Origin of the sequence: Candidatus Uabimicrobium helgolandensis, from assembly GCF_041508025.1 — a bacterium.
Lineage (GTDB): Bacteria > Planctomycetota > Uabimicrobiia > Uabimicrobiales > Uabimicrobiaceae > Uabimicrobium > Uabimicrobium helgolandensis.
In genome coordinates, this window is sequence record NZ_CP165719.1 from 3576801 (window position 1) to 3599750 (window position 22950).

Genomic DNA, 22950 nt, shown 5'->3' on the forward strand with positions numbered 1-22950 from the left:
AATATAACGGATTCATTTAATGATACGCCAGTAGTATTGAGCCCGAGCCCGTTTGCGAGCCCGCGCTCGAAAAAACACACAATATTTTGAATGATGACACACCCTAATTAAAACATTATGCTAAAAAATTAGTGACTGCGAATCTAGAACGGGAGTTAAAATTATGTTAAAAGCATTGTGGCTAACAGATATACACCTTGAATTCCTAGAAGATGACTTATTGCAGAAATTTATTGTCGAAACTAAACAGTATGATTTTGATATGATTTGGATTACTGGGGATATTTCTCATGGCCCCCACCTTTCGCCACATTTAATTTCTCTAGCTAATTCATTTCAAAAGCCTATTTACTTTGTACTTGGCAACCATGATTTCTATGGCCAAAAAATGATTGATGTCTATGGAGATATGGCAACAATCACAACCAATCCAAATCTTACATACCTTTCCACTTCTTCAGGAATACATCTTAATGATAACAACGTCTTAATAGGTCATGATTCTTGGGGAGATGGACGCTACGGAAATTATTATCAATCAGAAATTGTACTTAACGATTTTTTTGCCATTCGCGATTTTGTAGGTTTAAGTAAAGAGAATATTTTACAAAAAATGCAAGACATCGTTTCTAAAGCTACTATTCATACTGAAAAGGTTTTAAATAAAGCTCTACAAACTTATGAGCACGTTTGGATGCTAACTCACGTTCCTCCGTTTAAAGAGGCAAGTTTATATGGGGAGGTTATAGCAGATGATAATTGGTTGCCTTTTTTTTCATGCAAGCAAATGGGTGATATGTTAAAGGAAGTAATGAGGAAACACAGTAAACAAAAACTTACCGTTTTATGTGGTCATACTCATAATAAAGCTGATATTCAGGTATGTGAAAATCTTCGTGTTTATGTTGGTGGTGCGGAATACTGTAAACCATGCGTACAGAGAATATTTGATATCTAATTAGTATTGTTTTAAAAGCTCCCGAAGGAGCTTTCTACGTTTTAATTGCTAAAAGAGCATCGCGCATTTCTTCCATTGTTTGAAAACGATCTTTACTCTTTTTAGCTAGAGCTTTCATTATGATATTTTCAAGCTCTGCTGAAATATTTGCAACTGCTCCACGAAGAGGAGGAGGATCATTACGCAAAATATTTTCAATCACTTTACCAGGTGGGTCTTCTCCAAAAGGAGGATAACCTGTAAGAGTATAATATAGTGTACCACCAAGCGAAAATATATCAGTTTGCGCATTTACGCTTTTCGCATCTTCTAATTGTTCTGGCGAAATATACTGTATTGTTCCAAGCATTTGTCCCGATGCAGTAAGTTGCCCGGCTTTTTCGCGAACTTTTGCCAATCCAAAGTCTGCTATTTTCACTACACCTTTACGATCAACCAATATATTCGATGGTTTTACATCGCGATGAATAATGCCTTTTTGATGTGCATGTCCTAATCCACTAGCCATTTGAACAGCCAATTTTATAAGTATTGGCGGAACAAGCGGTCCGTGTTTTTTGATAATTTTGTTCACATCTTCGCCATCAAAACACTCCATCGATATATAAAAATTTCCATTGGCTTCGCCAGCGTCATGAATACGTAAAATGTTTGGATGGTCCAAAGATATACCAAGCTTAGCCTCTTGAAGAAAGCGTTTTACAATTTTTTCTTCTGATGTAAACTCTTCTTTAATAACCTTGATTGCAACGACATTTTCAAGATAAGTATGTCTCGCTTTGAATACAAAACCCATACCACCTTCCCCAAGAACATCAAGCACTTGAAAAGGCCCTATTTGGGTTGGAATACCAGGAGGTAGCGAAACCTTTTGCACATTTGGAGCTGGTGGATTTCCACCTCCCATTGGAGGTCTCGACGACATCTCTTCGGTAATTGTCGCTTGGTGAGCTCGCCTTTGGTTCTTTGCTGGAATTCCTCGTTCTAAACACTGTTGGCAATATATTTGATCACCGTGTCGGAAAGCTCTTCTTTCTTTTACATCTCTGTCAAGAATATTACAGGCACATTGACCACACTTCCCAACAATTCCAGGAGATAAATTTTGTTGAGGTACTATTTGAAAAACATGGCTCCCCACGCGAATTTCATCGTGTAGACCAAGAATTTTTTCTCCTATTCTCTGCCCACTGACGAAAGTACCATTTCGGCTTTTTAAATCAATAGCTTTTATACCTGAGTTTGTGATTTCTATAAGGCAATGTTGTCTGGAAAGTAGTGGATCATCGGGAATTGAAAGATCGCAGCTAGCATCTCTACCTATTAGCACTCTCTCTGGCTTAGTGATTTGTTTTAGGTAACCAGTTCTTTGTCCTTTAGTTATACGAAGTTCCAGGTTCATAATTTTATGTTACAAATCTCAAGATATGAGTTTGTTTTCCTTTATTCAGTGTTCTATTTGGAATAACAAGTTTAAAATTTTACCTAAATTTATGATAGAGAATAGTATTGTTTTCTATTCAACATAACTAGTCGTTTAGTTTGCCTAAAACAAGTGATACGTTTGAGCCTCCAAACGCAAAAGAGTTGGACATAGCATAGAGTACTTCTAAATCTCTTGATTCATTAGGAACATAATCAAGGTCGCATTCAGGATCTGGAGTTTCGTAGTTAGCTGTTCCGTGAATTTTGCTATGAAAAATACTAAGAGCACAAACCATACACTCTATACCGCCAGCAGCACCAATGAGGTGGCCTATCATTGATTTTGTTGATGACACCGGGATATTATAGGCATAGTCACCAAACACACTTTTGATTGCCATGGTCTCAATAAAGTCATTTTGTTTTGTACTTGTGCCATGAGCATTAATGTAAGAAATTTGCTCTTTTTTTATGTTTGCATCATTGATAGCTTGAAGCATAACATATTCTGCACCTTTGCCTTTTTGATCTGGTGCGGTTATATGGTACGCATCAGCTCCCCAACCAACACCAACAAGCTCTGCATATATTTTAGCATTTCGCTTTTTGGCGTGCTCTAACTCTTCAAGAATAATTATTCCAGCGCCTTCTCCCATAACGAAGCCGTCGCGCTCACTATCAAAAGGTCGCGATGCTTTTTGTGGTTCATTATTTCTTTTTGATAAGGCTCTTGCCGATGCAAAACCTGCTATTGTTGTAGGAGTCACTACTGCCTCTGTACCCCCAGACACAACAATATCAGATTCTCCATACTGAATCATTCTTGCTGACAACCCAATCGCATAAGATGACGAAGCACAAGCTGCAGATGCTGCAAAGTTCATCCCTTTTAAACCATATTTAATTGAAATTTCAGAACTTGCGGCACTTAGCATAGCAGAAGGAATTGCGTAAGGAGCTACTCTACGAAATCCTTTGTCTCTAGCAAGTTGAACTTGTTTTTCTACTTGCGTCATTCCTCCCATGCCAGACCCCAAGTTTACACTGATTCGCGAAGGGTTTTCTTCTGCAAAATTGATTTTTGAGTCTTGTACTGCTTCATGGGTTGCATACAAAGCGTATTGAGTAAACAGGTCTAATCTGCGAATATCTCGCGGCTCAATTACTAATGAAGGATCGAAATTTTTTACTTCTGCTGCAATCTTACATCTATGTTGCGAACAGTCAAATTTAGAAATAGTGTCAACACCGCTTTTTCCTTGTAACAAATGTTCCCAGAACTCAGGGACACTGTTACCTAGCGAATTCACAGAACCTATACCTGTAATTACAACTCTTTTTTTGTTTGTCATACGCTATATTACTTAATTCTTTTTTCTATATGATTTGTAGCATCATCAATAGTTTTGATTTTTTCTAAGTCTTCTTCATCAATTTCTATTTCAAATGTGGCTTCTATTTCCTGTGCGATTTCATATGTCATCAAAGAATCAGCGTGGATATCTTCGATAAGAGAAGAACTTCCCTGGATCTTTTCCTCAGGAAAGCTAGCAATTTCAGCTACAATATGAATGATTTTTTTTTGTATTTCGTCTCGTGTCACGCTCTTATTTGCCTTTCTAAATGGTAGCTCAGAATAACCTACTTCTTCTTTTCTTTCACTTTCAGAATTTGTACACCCTTGTATGTTCCACATGCAGAACACACAGAATGTGGTCGACTTAATGAACCACAATTTGTACATGATGTATATACTGGTGCTGTGAGCGCATCATGAGAACGTCTTTTTCTCGAACGAGATTTTGATTGTCTTCTTTTTGGAACTGCCATTTTATATCTTTCGCAAATAATGTTCAAAGTTAATAATTTTCTAGTCAATAACAAGTTATGGAATATAGCAAGCATCGAATAGTTTGTCAACTTTTTTTTAGGCAATCTAAGGTGGTCTGATAAAAATATCTACTTAATCGGAATAATGAGGTTTTATTTTTATAGTTCTTTACAAACAATAATAGAGGTATTCAAATAAGATAAACTTGAGCTAAGTGATTTGTAGGGATAACCTTGTGCCGCCCGTATTGTAAATATTTAAATAGTGTTTGCTGATTATTTGTATTTGCAATACGGGTGTATAAATAACGCAAAAGGTGTTTCTATAAAAGTGTAGATATTTGAATGGATTATTTTGACAGAAATAGTTCATTTTAAACACCCAAGTCAATGGTTTGGCTTGGGTATTATCACAACTCATTTACAATTTTAAACTTGTGTTGCTGTGGTGATGTAATTCATTACCAAGTCTTGCGCTTCCTCAAGCAAGTCCAATTTAATAGCCTGCCCTTGAGCAAAATCTTTTCTTTTTGAATTGCCACCTCCACCTAAAAGCCCGCATATTTGTTTGAGAAGTTCACCAGCATGAAGTTTAGGGTGCTCAGATAGATGATCGGATAAAAATACAACTAAAGGCAACTTACCATTTTTCTCACATGAAATCACACCGACACAAGGACTAGAACTTTTACGCATCAAATCAGCCATTTCGCGTAAATTTTCGACCTTTGCTTGATCTAAAGTTGTAAAAATAGCTTTTACATCATTTATTTGACGCGCATTTTGTAAAATCACATCTCTTTGAGCTTTTACTTGCTGCTGCTCTAGCTGTTTTTGAGCTTTACGCAAAGACTTGATTTCATCTTGCATTTGTATTATTTTTTCTAATAATTGCGGTCCACTGACTTTTAATTGCGTCTGTACAGAATCAACTAGTGAATCAACCTCTTGTATATTTTCAATAGCAGCACTACGAGTTACCGCTTCTATTCTACGTACTCCTGCCTGCACTGCACCTTCAGAAGTTATCCTAAAACAACCGATATTGCCAGTATAGTGTACATGAGTTCCTCCGCATAACTCCATCGAATAGTTACTAATAGAAACAACCCGTACTTTATCACCATATTTTTCGCCAAAAAGCGCCATTGCACCTTTACTCTTTGCCTCTTCTAGAGAACAAACGCGACGGCTTACTCTTGTGTTTTGAGCTATTGCACTATTGACAATTCTTTCAATGGTAACAATTTGCTCTTTGGTAATTTTTTGCGGATGAGATACATCAAAACGCAATCTCTGTGGCGAAACTTCAGAACCTCTTTGTACAGCATGTTCCCCTAAAACTTGGTGTAAAGCAGAATGTAACAAATGCGTTGCAGTATGATTTGCCATTATATTACGGCGTCTTTGTTTATCAACATGAGTACTTACCCATCGTGGCAACTGCGACAAATCCCCTTCGACAAGTTGTCCATAATGAACATATATTTCTCCATGTTTCTGTGTATCGTCTACTTGGAAAGCAAAACTCTTACCAGTAATCATACCTGTATCGGAAACCTGACCACCTGACTCAGCATAAAATGTGGTGCGATCTAAAACTATTTTATCAGTACCAATAAGTTTTAATAATTTTGCTTGGCCAGATAGTTTGCCGTAACCATTGAACTTAGTCGCAGGTAAACCTTCTATTTCTGTCATCGAAAAGCTATAGTTAAACGCTTTACCTCGAGAAAGCTCGCGATGTTTTTGCTCTGCTTTTTGCCATTCATCATCATTAATTTTTACTGAATTTTGTTCCGCCATTAACTCGATGAGGTCAACAGGAAAACCGTGTGTCTCGTATAGAGAGTAAGCTTTTTCTCCTGAGATTTCTTTTGCGTTTTTACTTTTAGTTTCTTCAAGTAGCTCGTTAAAAAGAGTCACACCGTTTTCGAGAACCTTTGCAAATGATGGCTCTTCACTTTTGATAACCAGTGAGATATGATCTTGTTGTTGCAAAATCTCAGGAAATATATCCTCGTAAATTTTACCAACACAAGGAACGAGCTTGTAAAGAAAAGGTTCTTCTATATTTAAATACTCTTTAGCAAATAACGAAGCACGCCTTAGAATGCGACGTAGTACCGATCCTCCACCTTTATTACTAGGAAGACCTCCATCGGAAAAAGCAATCGTTAACGCTCGTATATGGTCAGCAATAACGCGAAAAGCAATATCTGATATTAGCGTTTCTTGCCCAGAGTATTTGAAATTACACAAAGTCTCCGTTTCTTTTATAATAGGTGCAAATAAATCAGTATCATAATTCGATTTTTTGTTTTGCAAGTAAGCGACTAAGCGTTCAAATCCCATACCAGTATCAACATGTTTTGCTGGTAAAGACTCTAGTTGTCCTTCTTCATTACGATTATATTCTATAAATACTAAATTCCAAATCTCAATAAAACGATCATTTTCACCATTAACTCCAAGCACTGGATCTGTAGCGAGTGCTAAGTCTCCTACTGTTTCACCGCGATCAATGTGAATTTCGGAACAAGGCCCACAAGGACCACTTTTTCCCATTTCCCAAAAGTTGTCACTTTTATCAAAAGACAATATACGTTCTTTTGACACACCTGCTTCTAGCCAAATCTTAGACGCTTCTTCATCTGCAGGTACATTATCCTTTTCATCACCACCAAATACAGATACCCACAAACGTTCTTCTGGTATTTCAAGTACTTTTGTTAGAAACTCCCAAGCCCAAGAAATAGCCTCTTTTTTGAAATAATCTCCAAATGACCAGTTACCTAACATTTCAAAAAAAGTATGGTGATAAGAGTCTCTCCCGACAACATCAAGGTCATTGTGTTTTCCCGAAACACGCAAACATTTTTGCGTATCAGCAACTCTATTTTCGTTAGTTTGTCGTGTACCAAGAAATATGTCTTTGAATTGGTTCATACCCGCATTACAAAAGAGTAGCGTCGGATCTCCGTGGTTCATAACAGGTGCAGAGCTTACTATTTTGTGGTCTTTACTCTTAAAAAAATCTAAAAATTGATTGCGTATTTCCGTTGAGGTTTTCATTCAAACTACCTTAATCTAAATCTAGGGCGCGCCCTACAGAAATAAAAATTTATCTAGAATCATAACTCCTTTTGTAGTATCATATTATTGATACTCTAAAATTGTTGCTCATAAGTTATGACTACTCTATCAAACATGTGGTTTTCTATGAAAAAATGTATAGTTTTTGTTTTACTAATATGTATCCTGTCTCCAGGATGTGTGTTGTTTGAGCTCCCAGGTATGCTTTTACAACAAGTAGTTCCTATGGTGATTCAGTACGCTCCATATGCACTAATGTTTATAGAAGAAACAAACGAACGCACTATTGCAGAGAACGACCTGGAAAAATTTTATCAAGATCTGCATAGTAATATACCGAAATCTTCTGATAATTTAAATGAATTATCGTTTAGCGTACGTAAAAGTTTAGCACAAAAAAATAAAAAAATACAATCTGTTTATGTCCTAAATATTAAAGATATAAGCGAAGAACAGCTTACACATTTTTTTACAAAGCTGTCTAAAAAGGGAAAAATACATTATAAGTTTGTTAAAATAAATACTCTTGAATACAAAGAAAAAATTACAGAACTACAACTACAAGAAAATATCCCCATACATACAACGCAAATAGCTACAGCAAATCTTTATAACAAACAATAAAAAATACTCCAAAATTAATTTTGGAGTATTTTTATGCGCTTTTACAAAAAAATAACATCGTTTGTTTTCATCCAATCTGACCATTAATTTTAGATTCAAGACAAAACTATTTCAGAGATACTAAGGAAAAAAATTTGCCAAATTATTTTTCTCTACATTCTTTACTAATACATTATTTTTGAGTAAGGCGTCTCGGCATTTCAACTTTTATCTGGCATAAATTGTTTTAGGGAGTAACGAAGAATTTTAAAAGCGCAAATTATGCTCCACCACTGAAAAGTAACCAAGCTAACCCATAAAAGAATTAAATTATAAGTAAGATAAACGTCAGCACGTTCTACTACAATACAGAGATTTCCATTTTTAAACTGACGTTTTCAGTAAGCGAGAAACAATCATACTAAAAATTGAATAGATTAGGGTTTGTCATCAATTAAAACATTCGTGACTGTGACCCTAGCCGTAATCGTGATTGTAGCTGTAATCATAACCAAACAGTTGCGATTTTTTTTCAAGAAATATTCGATTACAGTCAGGGGCAGGTCACGACTACCGCTACGATTACGATAGTTATTAATATCTAATTGATGACACTCCCTAGAATATACAAAAATTTTTGTAACACTGTACTAGCTTTTTCTACTGGCACAAGCCATAATGATTATATATTATATACACAGGGCATTTCAACACCCTTGATCATTTGAACTTAATTTCCTAATGTAATTGTTTTGAAAGGTAATAACCTTGAGACTGCAAATTTTATCTGGTCCTGGAAAAGGTAGAGTATTCGACATACAGAAAAACAGAATAACCATTGGTCGAAGAGCAGATCAAGATATCCGACTAGTAGATGATGTTAAAATATCACGTTGTCACTGCGAAATCACTCATAACGGAATTTGCTATACTGTACAAGATTTAAACAGTGTTAATGGTACGTGGATTGACGGCGAGAGAACAGATTTCGCTAAACTAAAAATCGGTAATGTTTTTACCGTAGGGCAAACAGAGTTTTCTATTTTAATAGAACAAGAAACATCTGTTACTATCGACTCCTCGTCGACTAATCACTTAAATTTCTCTACAATTTCCACAGCAAATCTACTTATAGACCACGAAGACGCACATACTCTAAAAAAGCACCTACTCGTTTTGCAAAAAGTATCAAAGTCTTTAGTTGGCAAACTGAGTATGGAAAACTTTTTAGAAGCAATAGTCGAAATTATTATAAAAGCAATTGATGCCGAACGAGCCTTTGTATTATTAGTCGAAGAGAATAAGTTCTCAACGCCTGTAGTAATAAAAAACTATACGACAAACGTAACAATCAGCGATACAATTTTGCGTAAATGTATTGACGATCGCATTGCAATTCTTATCGAAGACACAGAAAACGACGAAGACTACAGAGACCAAGAAAGTATACGCCGCTTATCGACGCGTGCAGCTGTGTGTGTTCCTTTAACATCGAAAGACAAAGTAGTTGCGGTTATTTATCTTGACTCAAGACAAGAACAAAAATTTCACGAAAATGACTTACAATTACTGGTAGCGATTGCTAGACAAGCTGAACTGGCAATTGAAAACATTAAGTTATATGAAGAATTACAACAAAAACACGAAGAGCTGAAGAACGCACAAGAGCAATTAGTAAAAAATGAAAAATTATCTATTGTTGGTACTTTAGCGACAGCCATTTCTCATGACATGAAAAATATTTTAACACCTATTCTTGGTGTTTCCTATATGGTGCTTAAAAACGATCAGATTGACCCTAGCTTACGCGAAGCTTTTGAAAGGCAGATTGAAAGACTTCAATCTTTAACACAACAATTACTTTCGCTTGTACGAACAGACCCTATTAATCTGGCTCTTGGTGATATTAATGAAAAAATAGATCAAAGTTTACAATTAATAAAAACTGAAGCACGTTGTCAACAGGTTTCTGTTGTTAAAAACTTCGCCAAAGATCTTCCCTCTATACGTATGGATGTAAATCGTTTAGATCAGGTATTTATTAATTTATGTTTAAATGCAATACAAGCAATGGCAGGCCAAGAACAACCAACCTTAGAAGTAAATACACACGAAGATAATAATTATATTGTTGTTACGTTTAAAGACAATGGTCCAGGGATCAGGTTAGAATACCAAGGTTTAATCTTTGAGCCATTCTTCACAACTAAAAATACAGGAACAGGAATGGGGCTTTTTAGTTGCAAAAAAATTATAGAAAAAGATCACAAGGGATTATTGGAAATGAAAAGTGAACTAGGTAAAGGTACAACCTTTATCCTTAAAATACCAAAAAATTGATAGAAGGTTTTAGATATGGAAAAGTCAGGAGATGACCTCGAAAAAACGCAGTGCAATTTGGAAGATGATGGTACTCAAAACAGTGGCGATGAAGTCACGCAAAGACAAGATTTCCAAAATAGTAATGAACAAGAGGGTAATGCTACAAAATCAACCCCCTCCAAACTAGAACAAGACGAACAGGCAACAGAATCTACAAAACTAAATATTCCTTCAATGCCTGAATGGGAAAACAAGGAAAGTAAGGAAACGATATTAAACTCTTCAGAAGAACTAAGTATTCCTTCTGTATTAAAGCTAAAAAATATTGACCAAAAAACAATAGATGTTAATTTCGCAGAAGATTGCTTTAAAGAAAAAGAAGAATGTAAACCTTCTGAAATAGTGAGATCAAATCAAAATTCCTCCACTCCAGACTCAGACACTATTAAAAGCATTTCCAACAAACGAAGTCTTTTTGAACAAGCTCAAAAACCTGCCAACGCAAATAAAAAAACCGCCGTCGACAATAAATCAAAGGAGAAATCATCAGGAAGAGATTCGTGGAACCAAAAAGTAAAAAGTATTGGTGCCACACTTGGTAAATCGACAAGTGGACAAGATATAACCATTGAAAATCTTGGAATAATTCCTAATGAAGAGCGGTATCAAGTAAAGAAAATTCTTGGTAAAGGTGGTATGGGCGTTGTTATGCTTGCGCGCGATAATATATTACAACGCGAAGTGGCCATGAAATTGATTAAGGGTAACAACATAACAAACGCTACAAGATACCGCTTTATGCGAGAAGCTCGTATTAGTGGTTTACTTGAACATCCAAATATAGTAACAATATACGATATATCTTCTTTGGATGACTTATATTTCACCATGCGAATGATTAGCGGTGTTACTCTCGCAGACATCATCGACAACCTTAGAAAAAAAACACCCGAAAGTAAGGAATATACTCTTATACGGCGTTTAGAAATTATTCAAAACATATGCTACGCACTAGAATTTTCTCATAGTAAAAAAATAATCCATCGCGATTTAAAACCTGAAAATATTATGGTAGGAGAATTTGGCGAAGTTCTAGTTCTAGATTGGGGACTTGCCAAAAAAATAGGAGAAGAAGAAGGAGAAGGAGAAGAAGAAGAAGAGAAATTTTCCGTAGATTTTATTGATGAAACTGTTGACGGAAGTATTATCGGTACTCCACGTTACATGTCTCCAGAACAAGCACGCGGCGAAACAAAAACGATGGACGAAAGTACTGATATTTATTCTCTAGGAGCTATTCTTTACGAATTTCTTGTTTTATCTCCTCCTTTCAACGCTAAAAACTTAGTAAAAATTGTTCAGTTGGTAATTAATGAACCTGCAGAAAAAAAACGCTATGATTACAATAAAGATCCAATTCCTAGGGAACTAATGGCTATTTCACTTAAGGCTATGGCTAAAGAAAAACACAACAGATACTTTTCTATCAAAGAACTTCGCGAAGATATACGTCTTTTTATGGAAGGTCACTCCGTAAAAGCAATACGCGATAACTGGTTCAATAAACTAGAAAAAATGATTGCTCGCAATGCAAATATTGCAATTGTCTCTTTTATTTTTGTGGCTGCCCTACTTTTGGCATATAGTTATTCTATTGGAGACACATCGAGTGCTGTTACAAGTGAACAAGCAATTAAAATGCAGAGAACGTACTGGATAGACGAAATCATTAAGCAAGCTGCTTATTCGCAAAAACGGTGGACAACGCTCCGCGAAAAACGTTCTCAAGTACTAGATACTTTACGTAAAGATGAAGAGCAAAACAAAAGTTCTGTTTCAGAGTTGCTATCACAAGCAACAGAAATCAATGCGCGTATACAAGAATGTGAACAGCGCATCACAACATTGTGTAAAAATATCTTAGATTTTTCTCCGGACAATGAAAAAGCAAAAAAGATTCTTGCTCAAAATTATTTAAATTCAGCACAGAAACTATTTCATGAAAGAGATTACAAAGATTTTTCTACTATACGCGACAAATTGAACAAAGCCGTACAGTTAAATTCTCAGTTAAAAGATCTAACAAGTAAAATTAATAATCATGGATCTATTCATATCAAAAATACACCAAATGCTGCGATTACCTTATTTCGTATAATAAAGAAAGATGGTTTTCTGTTGGCAAAAAATCTTAAAAATTTCGTACAAAATGATACTTATAAACTTGAAATTGGCAGCTATGTACTAAAAACGAATCAATATTCTTTTCCTTTCAATCTTGAAACTAACGCCCATCTGGATATCCCAATATTCCGTACAGAGAAAGCGCCTAAAAATATGGTTTTTATACCAGAAGGAAAGTTTTATGTCGGGGCAAAATTACTTATGGATGATTACCAAAATCAAGTATCTGTAAAGTCCTTTTTTATAGACTCAACAGAGGTAACATTTAGAAATTATAAACAATTTTTTCGCGCCCTAGGTACAGATAAGCACATTCCTCGTGTTATGATTGCAAATGCCTGGGAAGTCTTGTGGGATAAGGATCTCAATTTGCGCTTTGGGCTAGAAGAAGAAGCTCCTGTTTTTGGAGTCAATTATTATGCAGCAAAGGACTTTTGTAAGTGGAAAAGTCGCGTGACAGGGACACGTTTTGATTTACCTCGCGTAAAAGAATGGGAAAAAGCAGCACGCGGTACAGATGGTCGGAATTTTCCGTGGGGAAACAAAAAAGACTCCTCCCTTGCTAATTTAGCTACAAACCAACAATTTGGTAGAGTCACAAAAGTAAAAAGTTTTCCATATGACCAGAGTATCTACGGAGTCCATGATATGGCGGGTAATGTAGCTGAATGGACAAATACTCTTCTTGCTAATGGCAAATATCTTGTAAAAGGCAGTCATTTTAACGGTACAATTGACCGAGCAAAGACATATGTTAGCCACGGAGTAGAACCAGAACACATTGGTTTTATCGGTTTTCGCTGCGTATGTAGAACAGTCAAAATAAAGAAACAATGAGGTTACCATGCAAAAAAATATGTTTTTCTTCGCTTGCCCGTTTTGCTGTGCTAAGTTAGTTAACGAAGTTTCAGAAGTTGGGCAAAAAAGAAGCTGTACGCAATGTAGTGGACAGCTTACTATTCCTAAGCCACCAGAACGAATACCTCCATTTGCCATACTTAATAAAGTAGAGCAAACTGTAGTATCGATTTGTCCTTATTGCCGCGAAGTAAAAAGAATAACGAGTAATCTTTATGGCACTCGTATTAACTGCGAGCAATGCCACATACCAATAGAAATTCCGAAAATACATGCAGCAAAACTACAACTAAAACTATCTCAAAATACGATTACTGCTGACGGCAAAGGAATTGTTCATATCACAATCCGTACGATTGATCGCGACAATATAGCTGTTGCAGGACAAAAAGTAGAACTTACTATTGAAAGACAACGCGGAAAAAGTCATAAAGTAACAACTGTAACTAAAGAAAATGGTCAAGTTACAGTGGGTTACACAGTAAACGTATACAGCGGTGTTACACAAATCAAAGCTGTTCTTTGCGAGCACACAAATACAACATGCCAACTGACTCTAAAAGAAATAAATGGTGTTGCCGACGAACGTATTCGTATCAGTGATATTGTTTTTTCTCCTCGTAATCCAGAAGAAGATATAAAAGGAGAAATCGTCCTTGAAAATAACAACGAAATAGATATTGTCTTATCTTCCATTGCTTTCGATTCACAGCAAAATAAAAATATTAGCTGGGGACAAACGTTTCGCGATACGAAAATCACTGCACACAGTAAGTATAATGTTCCTTTTAGCATTCCTCACACAGAGGACAATATACAAAAAATGATAGGACAAGTTAAGGTAGTGGCACAATTGCCAAATGTCCGAAAAACATTTGTGAAGGACATTGAAAAAACACTACCTTCAACAGGTAAAGTATATTTTATTCTTCAAAGTGACTGTGAAGAGGTGATTGCTGGACAAAGTTTTTCATTAAAAATAAAAGCTATGTGTAGCGAGAAACTTGCCACTTCTTTTACAAAGGAACTTGATGTTTCTTTTTGCTTTGATGCCAAAAAATCACCAAACGATAAACAAGTGAAATTTCCAGAGAAGTATAAGTTAAAATTTAATGATGGAATTGCACAAACGGAAAATATTTTTTGCAGTTTTGCCAGCCAACCAGATGCTGTTATTGTTATGTTGCATCAAGAAGAAGTGCTTGGAGAAACAGCAAACATAAAAATTATTCCTAGTAAAGATTTGCAATTAAATATACAACTTACATCTCCTCAAATAAATGGAGAGAAATTAACTGGAACTAATACTATCGAGGTCACTGACATTTATGGCAATTTCATAGATGATTTTAATGAAAACATTACATTATCTGTGGAAAATGGTTACCTGAATAGCAAAGAAGAACAAACTCTTCTACTTCCAACGGTTAATGGTGTTCTCGATCTCACATCGACAGGTATGTCATGTATAGTAGATAATGTTTCGCAAAAAGCAAATTTACAGTGCGCGTACCAAAAAATAAAATCCACAGATTCATGGGAAATGCATTCTTTAGAATGCCACATGGAACTTAGTAATATGCAATTAATTGATAATTGCATTCTTGAAGGAGAAAAAGGAGAAGTTACCTTAACCGCTTTGATAGAACCTTCGCAGTTTTCTTTAGAAAAAGTAAAAGTCCTATATGGTCATTTTCCCGATCAGGTAAAAGAAATAGATGCTCCTTTTATTTATAATGACAATGAACTTAGTGTAAGTCTTTTAACAGAAAAATTATCTTTGACAGGAGAAATGGACTTACAGCTTTCTCTCTGTGCATACAACCCAATCACAAACGAAAAACACTACGCAGACTCAGATAAAATAAGCGGTTTTTTAGTAGAAAAGGCAGGACGAACTTTTGCTATTTCCTCCATGGAAAATGATGTTGTTGTAGGGCAGAAATTTGCTATTTCTATACAATCTAAACACAAAGAAAACGTGGATACTACTTACTCCGGTAAGAAGAAAATTTCTTTTTTCTACAACGACATTAAGGAAAACGAAAATTTAGTTAGTAAAGTAACCTTAGATTTTATAAATGGAGAAGCATGTACTGATAAAATCTTACAATTTAATGAGCAACGTTCGGTAACAATTGAAATAGAAGATCCTTCGTTGGGAGGCGCCAAAGGAACATTTACATGCGAAATTCTAAGTGGAAAACTACAATGCTTTGACATTCACATAGACCCCCAAGATGCATCATTAGAAAAAAACTATATATTGGCAAAAGATGCATTTGGGAATACCATAAACAATTTTGCTAAAGATGTCATTCTTTCTAGTGAAAATCTAAATTTTTACAACAAGGGGTTCTCCTCTATACTGCCAGGAGAACAATTTGTTGATGGCAAATGTTATTTGGAAAAATTGTTTTTGTTCCCAGACAATAACTGCGATGAGGAATCCTATATTTGTTTTTCTTGCGACAAAGTACAAACCAAACATCAAATAAATTTTCCTCTACAAAAAGGTACTTTGTTATGCAAAAGCCTTGTTTGCGACCAGTTTATTGTTGAGTGCGGCGATAAAATAGATTTTGATTTACATTTATATAACAATGGACATACTTCTTTAAAAATAAATAAATTATCACTGACAATTGGAAATTGTTCTATCCCTTTGGGACAAAATCAACAAATAGAAGGACAACAATACTTCCATCATCGTTATTCATGCTCTTTACCTGAAAATCTCAAGAAAGGTACATTTCCTTGTTACGTTACTGTTGAAACAACTGACCTTAGCTCACAAGAAACAAATTCCTATTCTTACAAGAATAGATTTTCCCTGCAAATAGAACCCAAAAATCGCACCTTAAATTTTATTATGCCAACAAATGTTGTTGCAGGTAAAAAATTTGGAATTGAAATTGAGGTTTGGCATAACGGAGAACTTGACCAAACATACAATCGCAAAAGTATTTTGAAAATAAAAGGTGAACACCGCCATGAAGAATTTCCTCCTACAGTGCCCGACAATATTACCCTAAATTTTCATAAGGGTTCTGCAACAACTGATACTGTTTTTTGTTTATATGCAAGCGAAAATCGCTATACCTTTGATGTCTCTTTGCCAGCTCCTGGCCGCGCAGAGTCAATGCTCACATTTCCAGAATGCGTTGCTGCAGAAATAGATCATTTGCATGTTATATGCGCGCAAAAACAAGTTGCTTGCCGTCCATTTGGAGGCAATTTCATTGTATGTGCCCAAGATAAATTTACCAATCTTAAAGAAGATTTTTCAGATAAAGTAACCGTGGAAGCTATTGGCAGTGGTTCTTTACAGTTGAATAATGCTCCATTTATCATTAAACCTCAGCAATTCAAAAAAGGTAAAGTCAAGATAGATGTTCAAAATTTGTGCTACCGTTCCACCTTACGCCAAACAGAAAATGTACAAATTTTACTTCGAAGTTCAAAATGTACTAGCCGTTTCCCTATGGAAATTACTCCTGCCCCTGCTGAATTATCCATTACCGGAGTTACAATTCCAAACAAGAAAGTTCAGTGGAATGAGAGTAACTATATAGTTTCTCTTAAAATAGAAAATATCGGACAGACAACCGCAACCGTAACTAACGCTGAGATTAATTTTTACTTCAACGACACTAAAGTAGAAGAGGGTTACGAGATCACGGCACAGAAAAAAGCGACAAAGATAGCACCTGGCGATACTGGTGTTGTACCACTCATGGTAGCGCTTAGTGACAAAGTACCACTAGGATCTCATAGTTTAATGGCACATTTGGAATATAAAGACGAATATTATAAAGTCGAGTCGACTTGCACAACAAATAACTCAGCGTGGCAAGTAGAACCCTGCGGTCGCGTTGTTACTTTTTCAACCAATGACAAACCACGAATGCTTGAAGCATTTGCATTTGATTTTTCCGTTTCGCTCAATGGTAAAGTTGACACTACTTACCACGGTAAGCGAGTGTATTTGTGTAGCAGTAAAAACAATATTACCAAAAAAATTCCTCGTAAATTGGATCTTACCTTTTACGAAGGTATGGCCCAATCAAAAACTGTTTTTCAGTTTGATGAAAAAGCCCAAAACGTAGAGATTGAATTTTTAGAAATGGAAGTAGGCGGTGCCAGCGGTAAGGGCCAAATTACTATTTACCCTGAAAGACTAGAGGTCGTTTTACAACGTTACTGGACATCCCTTGTAAGATTTTGCAAAGAGCATAAACGGCGTCTTATTCTCGCTTTTTGCGCATTATATTTTATATTGTTTGGTTTTTGGCACTGGCAAAAAGTCAAAGAAACACAATCTTTCAAAATATTATCTATATCCGGAGTTGTTACTGTCGATGGGCAAAAAGTCAATGAAAATTCTCTTGTTTATCAATCGCAAAATGTTCAAGTATCACCAGGAGGATTTTGTGTACTACAAACTAAAAATGGTTCCACGGTAAAGCTATACAAATCAGCAAATATTTATATTCAAAGCGTTGGAAGAGGTATGATTACTTCCTCATACGACAACCAAATAGACGTCAAAAAAGGTGAAGTTAGTTATCAAGCGAGTGAAACATCTCAAGGCCAAAGTTTTCCAAAAATAGCTATACCTGATGCTGACAAAGTGGATGTAAGTAGCCAAAAGTTCCGTGTAGGCGTCCAAGACGAAGGATCTCTTCTTTCTGTATACCAAGGTTCTGTAGGACTAACTTCAGGTGGGCAAACTATTTCTGTAGGTAAAAATCAAGGTTCGTCGGTTAAAAAAGGGCAAGTTCCTTCTCCACCAAGGTCTCTCCCTACTCCTCCTACATGGATTTCTCCAGATAAAGATGGACTCATTATTGCAACAAATGCTATTCCCTTGGAATGGCAAGGAACTACAGGTATTAATCTATACACACTAGAAGTATTTAATCGCGATACGCCAAGTATTCCATTACAATCTGAAGATGTTGAAGCAGAGACTCCAAAATCTATCTTTCATAAATTACGAGGAATAAGTAATGGTAGTTTTTATTGCCAACTAACAAGCATTGATAGTATGGGATTTGCGAGTGAGTCAATTGCATCTAAGTTTTTTATACGCCAAGTGGACAAACCTAAATGCGAACTTATTATAAATGGTCAAGATAAAAAATCTGGCCGTCTTATCGATATCGAAATGTTTTTTATCGATAAAATTCAATATAAAAACGGCAGTGAAATAGAATCTGGCGTTCATAAAATCGAAATTAAAAAGCCAGGTTACCACATCGAAAAAATGGAAATAACCCTAGACAACGATAAAGATGTCAAACGGCTTCAAGTAAAATTGTTACCAAAAGAACGCGTAGTAGAATTTGATTTACAAGCAGACACTGGGTATTATGCAAAAGACACAGTTTCTATTACAACAAAACAGGGACAACAAATAGAGAATCCGAGTAAACTTAATCCTGATAAATATACTTTTGTCATCAAAGTTGAAGGCTTCAAAGAATTTTCAGAAGAAATAGTTATTATTCCTGGAGAAAAACCACAAAAACTCGCCATTCCTATCATTGCCAAAGAACGACAATTTTCTCATAAAATCAATACAGGTATACCAAACTTTGATTTTAATGGAGTTATTAAACTTGGCGAGCATGAGAATCCTAAAACTATCAAACCAGGAGAATACAACCTCGATATACAATGCGATGGTTTCGAAAGAATAAATAAAGATATCAATATTCTTCCAAAAGAAGAACCATTTGTTTTAGAAGAAAAAATAATGGCAATGTTACGCCCTATCTTTTTCAAAATAAAAAAAGACAAAAGTGACATTCCTGGAGCAGTAATTACAGCAACGCAAGGCCAAGAAGAATTTAAATTGAAAGCAAACGTAGAGCAAAAGTTACTCCCAGGAAATTGGAATTTACTTATAGAAGCTCGTGGCTACCGAACAGAAAAAAAATCTATTTATGTAAAACCATCTCAGAGACTTTTTGAGCACGAAATACTACTGGAAATTGAAAACGTAAAACTAGAAATCAATCTCTTTGAAAGCGAATCACTACAAGGCCTTAAATTAACAATCATTAATTCAAACGAGAAAAGAATCGATTTTGATTATCAAAAAATAGTAATGCTCCCTCCAGGAGAATATACACTAAAAGTTACTGCTAGAGGCTACCAAGACTACACAACACAAACTCATTTACGTTCAGATGAAGAAAATGTAGAAGATATTCGCTTAGAACCAATACCAGTAAAACTAAATCCACAAATTATAGATCCACAACATAACATTCAAGAAACTATTGTTGGCGTTATACATAACGGTGAACTTAACGAAGAGCTAGAACTTGTACCGGGGCAATACACAGCAACGATCCAAACATCAAGATTCGGCGATATTCAGGTAGAGGTAAATCTCTCTCCAGGACAAAGTATGTACCAAATATATACTGTGTTACCTTACAAGACCAAAACATATGCTTTTACTCTCAACGATATTCTAAAAAATGGTAACATCGTTGTGCGTTCAAAAGATGAATCAATTATTGAAAATACATTTCTCATTGATAGCCAAACATATTCAATTGAAGTATTTGAAGATGGTCAACAAGTCAATGAAAACCAAATGACAATAGTCGAATATCTTAATAAAGCGAAGGTTGCCAAGGTTAAAGCATTTCATTCATTCAAAGCGTTTGATTTCAAAATAGGCTGTTATAGAGCGCGTGTTACTCGAAACCAGTATATAGACTCAGTAACTCTTTCATTATTGAACATTAATGTTAAAGAATTCTTAGAACACATTGAGAATGAAAAAGATATAAACACCAAAATTCAGCGCATAGAAACTACTCTTAAACTAAGTGAGATAGTTGAAAGCATTTCAACAGAAGAAAAAGAGTTTTTAAGTAAGTTCATTCTAACTCTAGAAGAAGAGTCAGCAAAAGATTTGCGTTATTTAATAAAAGCACTAGGAGAGAATAAGTGAAAAAAATAGTGTTTTTGTATATTTTTTTAGGATGGATAATGTCGCAAACAACTCATCTGAACATTCAACAAGCTAAAGCATATTGGTTAAATTCACAAACCATTTTGTGCAAATTGCCGCAACAAGAGTATATAAATAACTGCCGCATGTACCATATTGAAAATGGCGATAGTAATTTAACAAACTCTCCGTATATAGAGCTTAGCGTTAGCAAAGACAAAATAGCAGTACCTAGTTACTTAAAAGACTATACACAGTTCACTTTAACGATAAAAAAACAACAAATTCGTGAACTCCTACAGCAGCAATTGATTTTTACAGCAGTGCAAAACGAACAAGTTGTATACGCAACAACTTTACAAACTTGGGGAGTATTAGATCAGCTATTTCACTACGATGGTGATTTAGGAGTGATTTTTGATGGCAATAATGTGATTTGCCGTCTGTGGGCTCCGACCGCAAAATCAGTAAAATTACATTTGTTTGATAAAGCGCAAACACCGCAAAAACAAATTTTTACAACTAAATACATCAAAAACGGATTGTGGCAAGTACAAGGTCCACTATCATGGAAAAATAAGTTTTACTTGTATGAAGTTGAAGTTTTTACCACAGCCACAAATCGCATTGAAAAAAATATGGTGACAGATCCTTATTCTGTTAGCTTGGCTCAGAATAGTAAGCGCAGCCAAATTGTTGACCTAAATGATAAATGCTTAAAACCTGATGGATGGGACAAAGTCAATAAGCCAATTCTCGAAGACTTTACTGACATATCTTTATATGAATTACACGTACGCGATTTTAGCATAAATGATTCTAGTATTTCAGAGAAATATCGTGGAACCTTTATGGCTTTCACCGAAGAAAAATCTTTTGGGATGAAGCACTTAAAAACCTTATCGAATTATGGATTAAGCCATGTTCACTTGTTACCTATCTTTGACATTGCAACAATCAATGAAGATAAATCGCAACAACAACACATAGAAATACCAGAAAATTTAGCACGAGATTCAGAAATACCTCAAAAACTACTCAGCGGTGTGGACGATGGCTTTAATTGGGGATACGACCCTTTCCATTACGGAGTTCCTGAAGGAAGCTATGCTACAAATCCTCAGGGAAATTCGCGAATCATAGAAGTGCGCTCGATGGTACAATCCCTATCTAAAATCGGCCTACGTATTGTAATGGACGTAGTCTACAATCATACACATGCAAGTGGTCAAGACTCTCGTTCGGTACTAGATAAAATAGTTCCAGGGTATTATTACCGTTTAGATCGCAACGGTTATGTACAAAATAGTAGTTGTTGTCCAGATACTGCGACGGAACGAATTATGATGGAAAAACTGATGGTTGACACCCTTCTTACTTGGGCAAAACACTACAAAATAGACGGTTTTCGTTTTGACCTTATGGGCCACCATACCATAGATAATCTACATAATATACGCATTGCTTTAGATAAGCTCACTTTAGATAAAGATGGTGTAAATGGTAAAAAAATATATCTCTACGGAGAAGGTTGGACATTTGGTTCTTTACACAACATTCATCCACAAAAAGTAATGAACCAAATAAATGCACGTGGTACAGGAATTGGTACATTTAATGATCGTTTGCGCGACACAGCACGTGGTGGTAATTTTCAACATCATACGCGCTCCGACCAAGGATTTGTCACAGGCCTTTTCTATGACTATAATCATTGTGAAAACAACAGCGAAATTACGGCTGATTTACAGCAACAAAAACAAGTCCTCCTCAACTACGCCAACAACATTCGTATATCCCTAGCAGGAGGCCTTGCCGATTTCCCACTGTATCAAAACTCTAATAAAAATATTTATGGTTACGAAATAGATTATCGCGGAGCTCCTAGTGGTTATACATCACAACCTTATGAATGTATCAATTACATTTCTGCACATGATAACTATACGCTATGGGACCAAATTTGCGCTAAAGCGACACTACGAGATACTCAAAAAACAACAGTCACAACATCAGAACGTATTAAAATGCAAACTTTAGGTTTAAGTTTAGTGCTTTTGGGACAAGGAATTCCATTTATCCATGCTGGTTCTGAAATAGCACGTTCGAAATCGGGTGATGGAGACAGCTATAACTCAGGTGATTGGTTTAATCGATTGGATTTTACTTACGCTACAAATAACTGGGGAGTAGGACTTCCTTGTAGAGAAAAAAACTATCATGAGTGGGATTTTTGGCGTCCACGACTACTAGATAAAAATCTACGAGCGACAACACCAGATATTATAGAGTGCTTTGCGCAATTTTTACGCTTGCTTAAAATTCGCTATAGCTCTAAACTATTTCGACTTGCAAATGCACAACAAATAATCAAAAGAATAAAATTCTTAAATGTTAATTCATTGAATTTACCAGGTGTTATTGTTATGTTAATCGACAATAGTGATTTAGCATTTGATAGTAAATACACACAAGTGATCGTTGCATTTAATGCCGATGTTAATTCAGTAAAATTTTCTCATGAATTATTAAAGCAAACTTCATGGAAAATTCACCCTGCAATGTTGGAACCTGTTGTTATTTCAGTTGCAGGTCAAAATCACACAGTTACCAGTAATTTTAGTAAAGATGTACATTACCAAGAATTAATGTTACCACAGCGTAGCTGCACCGTTTATTTACAAGAGAGGTAAGACAA

Annotated in this window: 11 protein-coding genes; 6 read left to right on the forward strand and 5 right to left on the reverse strand. The window is 35.6% G+C overall.

Annotated elements, in window-relative coordinates; translation table 11 throughout:
- The first annotated feature begins 163 nt into the window (after positions 1 to 163).
- Positions 164 to 958, forward strand: a complete 795-nt coding sequence (locus UABHE_RS13110; RefSeq protein WP_372370793.1) for a metallophosphoesterase — start codon at positions 164 to 166, stop codon at positions 956 to 958.
- 34 nt (positions 959 to 992) lie between these two features.
- On the opposite strand, the gene UABHE_RS13115 is transcribed toward UABHE_RS13110, so the two are convergent.
- The 5 genes from UABHE_RS13115 to alaS all read right to left on the reverse strand — a co-directional run bounded on the left by UABHE_RS13115 (position 993) and on the right by alaS (position 7288).
- On the reverse strand, positions 993 to 2360 hold the full coding sequence (locus UABHE_RS13115) for a protein kinase (RefSeq protein WP_372370794.1): 1368 nt from the start codon (positions 2358 to 2360) through the stop codon (positions 993 to 995).
- Between the two features lie 127 nt (positions 2361 to 2487).
- Positions 2488 to 3735, reverse strand: a complete 1248-nt coding sequence (gene fabF / locus UABHE_RS13120) for a beta-ketoacyl-ACP synthase II (protein ID WP_372370795.1) — start codon at positions 3733 to 3735, stop codon at positions 2488 to 2490.
- An 8-nt stretch (positions 3736 to 3743) separates the two neighbouring features.
- Positions 3744 to 4079, reverse strand: coding sequence for an acyl carrier protein (locus UABHE_RS13125; protein WP_372370796.1), 336 nt, complete (start codon positions 4077 to 4079; stop codon positions 3744 to 3746).
- Positions 4025 to 4288 carry a 50S ribosomal protein L32 gene (rpmF, locus tag UABHE_RS13130; RefSeq protein ID WP_372370797.1) on the reverse strand — a complete coding sequence of 88 codons (264 nt, stop codon included), beginning with the start codon at positions 4286 to 4288 and terminating at the stop codon, positions 4025 to 4027. Before rpmF ends, UABHE_RS13125 begins: the two co-directional genes overlap by 55 nt.
- Before the next feature lie 354 nt (positions 4289 to 4642).
- Positions 4643 to 7288 (reverse strand): alanine--tRNA ligase, encoded by a 2646-nt coding sequence (gene alaS, locus UABHE_RS13135; RefSeq protein WP_372370798.1) that lies wholly within the window; start codon positions 7286 to 7288, stop codon positions 4643 to 4645.
- 147 nt (positions 7289 to 7435) lie between these two features.
- Between alaS and UABHE_RS13140 the strand changes: the two genes are divergently transcribed.
- The 5 genes from UABHE_RS13140 (at position 7436) to pulA (ending at position 22945) form a co-directional block, all read left to right on the forward strand.
- Complete coding sequence (locus tag UABHE_RS13140; protein WP_372370799.1) at positions 7436 to 7933, forward strand: hypothetical protein; 498 nt, start codon at positions 7436 to 7438, stop codon at positions 7931 to 7933.
- 747 nt (positions 7934 to 8680) lie between these two features.
- Positions 8681 to 10252, forward strand: a complete 1572-nt coding sequence (locus UABHE_RS13145; RefSeq protein ID WP_372370800.1) for an ATP-binding protein — start codon at positions 8681 to 8683, stop codon at positions 10250 to 10252.
- Between the two features lie 15 nt (positions 10253 to 10267).
- Positions 10268 to 13255, forward strand: coding sequence for a bifunctional serine/threonine-protein kinase/formylglycine-generating enzyme family protein (locus UABHE_RS13150; protein WP_372370801.1), 2988 nt, complete (start codon positions 10268 to 10270; stop codon positions 13253 to 13255).
- Between the two features lie 7 nt (positions 13256 to 13262).
- Positions 13263 to 20252: a hypothetical protein gene (locus tag UABHE_RS13155; protein ID WP_372370802.1), complete on the forward strand. Its 6990-nt coding sequence runs from the start codon at positions 13263 to 13265 to the stop codon at positions 20250 to 20252.
- Positions 20249 to 22945: a pullulanase-type alpha-1,6-glucosidase gene (pulA, locus tag UABHE_RS13160; protein ID WP_372370803.1), complete on the forward strand. Its 2697-nt coding sequence runs from the start codon at positions 20249 to 20251 to the stop codon at positions 22943 to 22945. The genes UABHE_RS13155 and pulA overlap by 4 nt, the downstream gene beginning before the upstream one ends.
- The last annotated feature ends 5 nt before the right edge of the window (positions 22946 to 22950 follow it).

Coding starts and splice junctions, on each gene's coding strand:
- UABHE_RS13155 (WP_372370802.1), top strand. CDS start 13,263: ATGCAAAAAAATATGTTTTTCTTCGCTTGCCCGTTTTGCTGTGCTAAG.
- alaS (WP_372370798.1), bottom strand. CDS start 7,288: ATGAAAACCTCAACGGAAATACGCAATCAATTTTTAGATTTTTTTAAG.
- rpmF (WP_372370797.1), bottom strand. CDS start 4,288: ATGCTTGCTATATTCCATAACTTGTTATTGACTAGAAAATTATTAACT.
- UABHE_RS13140 (WP_372370799.1), top strand. CDS start 7,436: ATGAAAAAATGTATAGTTTTTGTTTTACTAATATGTATCCTGTCTCCA.
- UABHE_RS13110 (WP_372370793.1), top strand. CDS start 164: ATGTTAAAAGCATTGTGGCTAACAGATATACACCTTGAATTCCTAGAA.
- UABHE_RS13150 (WP_372370801.1), top strand. CDS start 10,268: ATGGAAAAGTCAGGAGATGACCTCGAAAAAACGCAGTGCAATTTGGAA.
- UABHE_RS13115 (WP_372370794.1), bottom strand. CDS start 2,360: ATGAACCTGGAACTTCGTATAACTAAAGGACAAAGAACTGGTTACCTA.
- fabF (WP_372370795.1), bottom strand. CDS start 3,735: ATGACAAACAAAAAAAGAGTTGTAATTACAGGTATAGGTTCTGTGAAT.
- UABHE_RS13125 (WP_372370796.1), bottom strand. CDS start 4,079: ATGTGGAACATACAAGGGTGTACAAATTCTGAAAGTGAAAGAAAAGAA.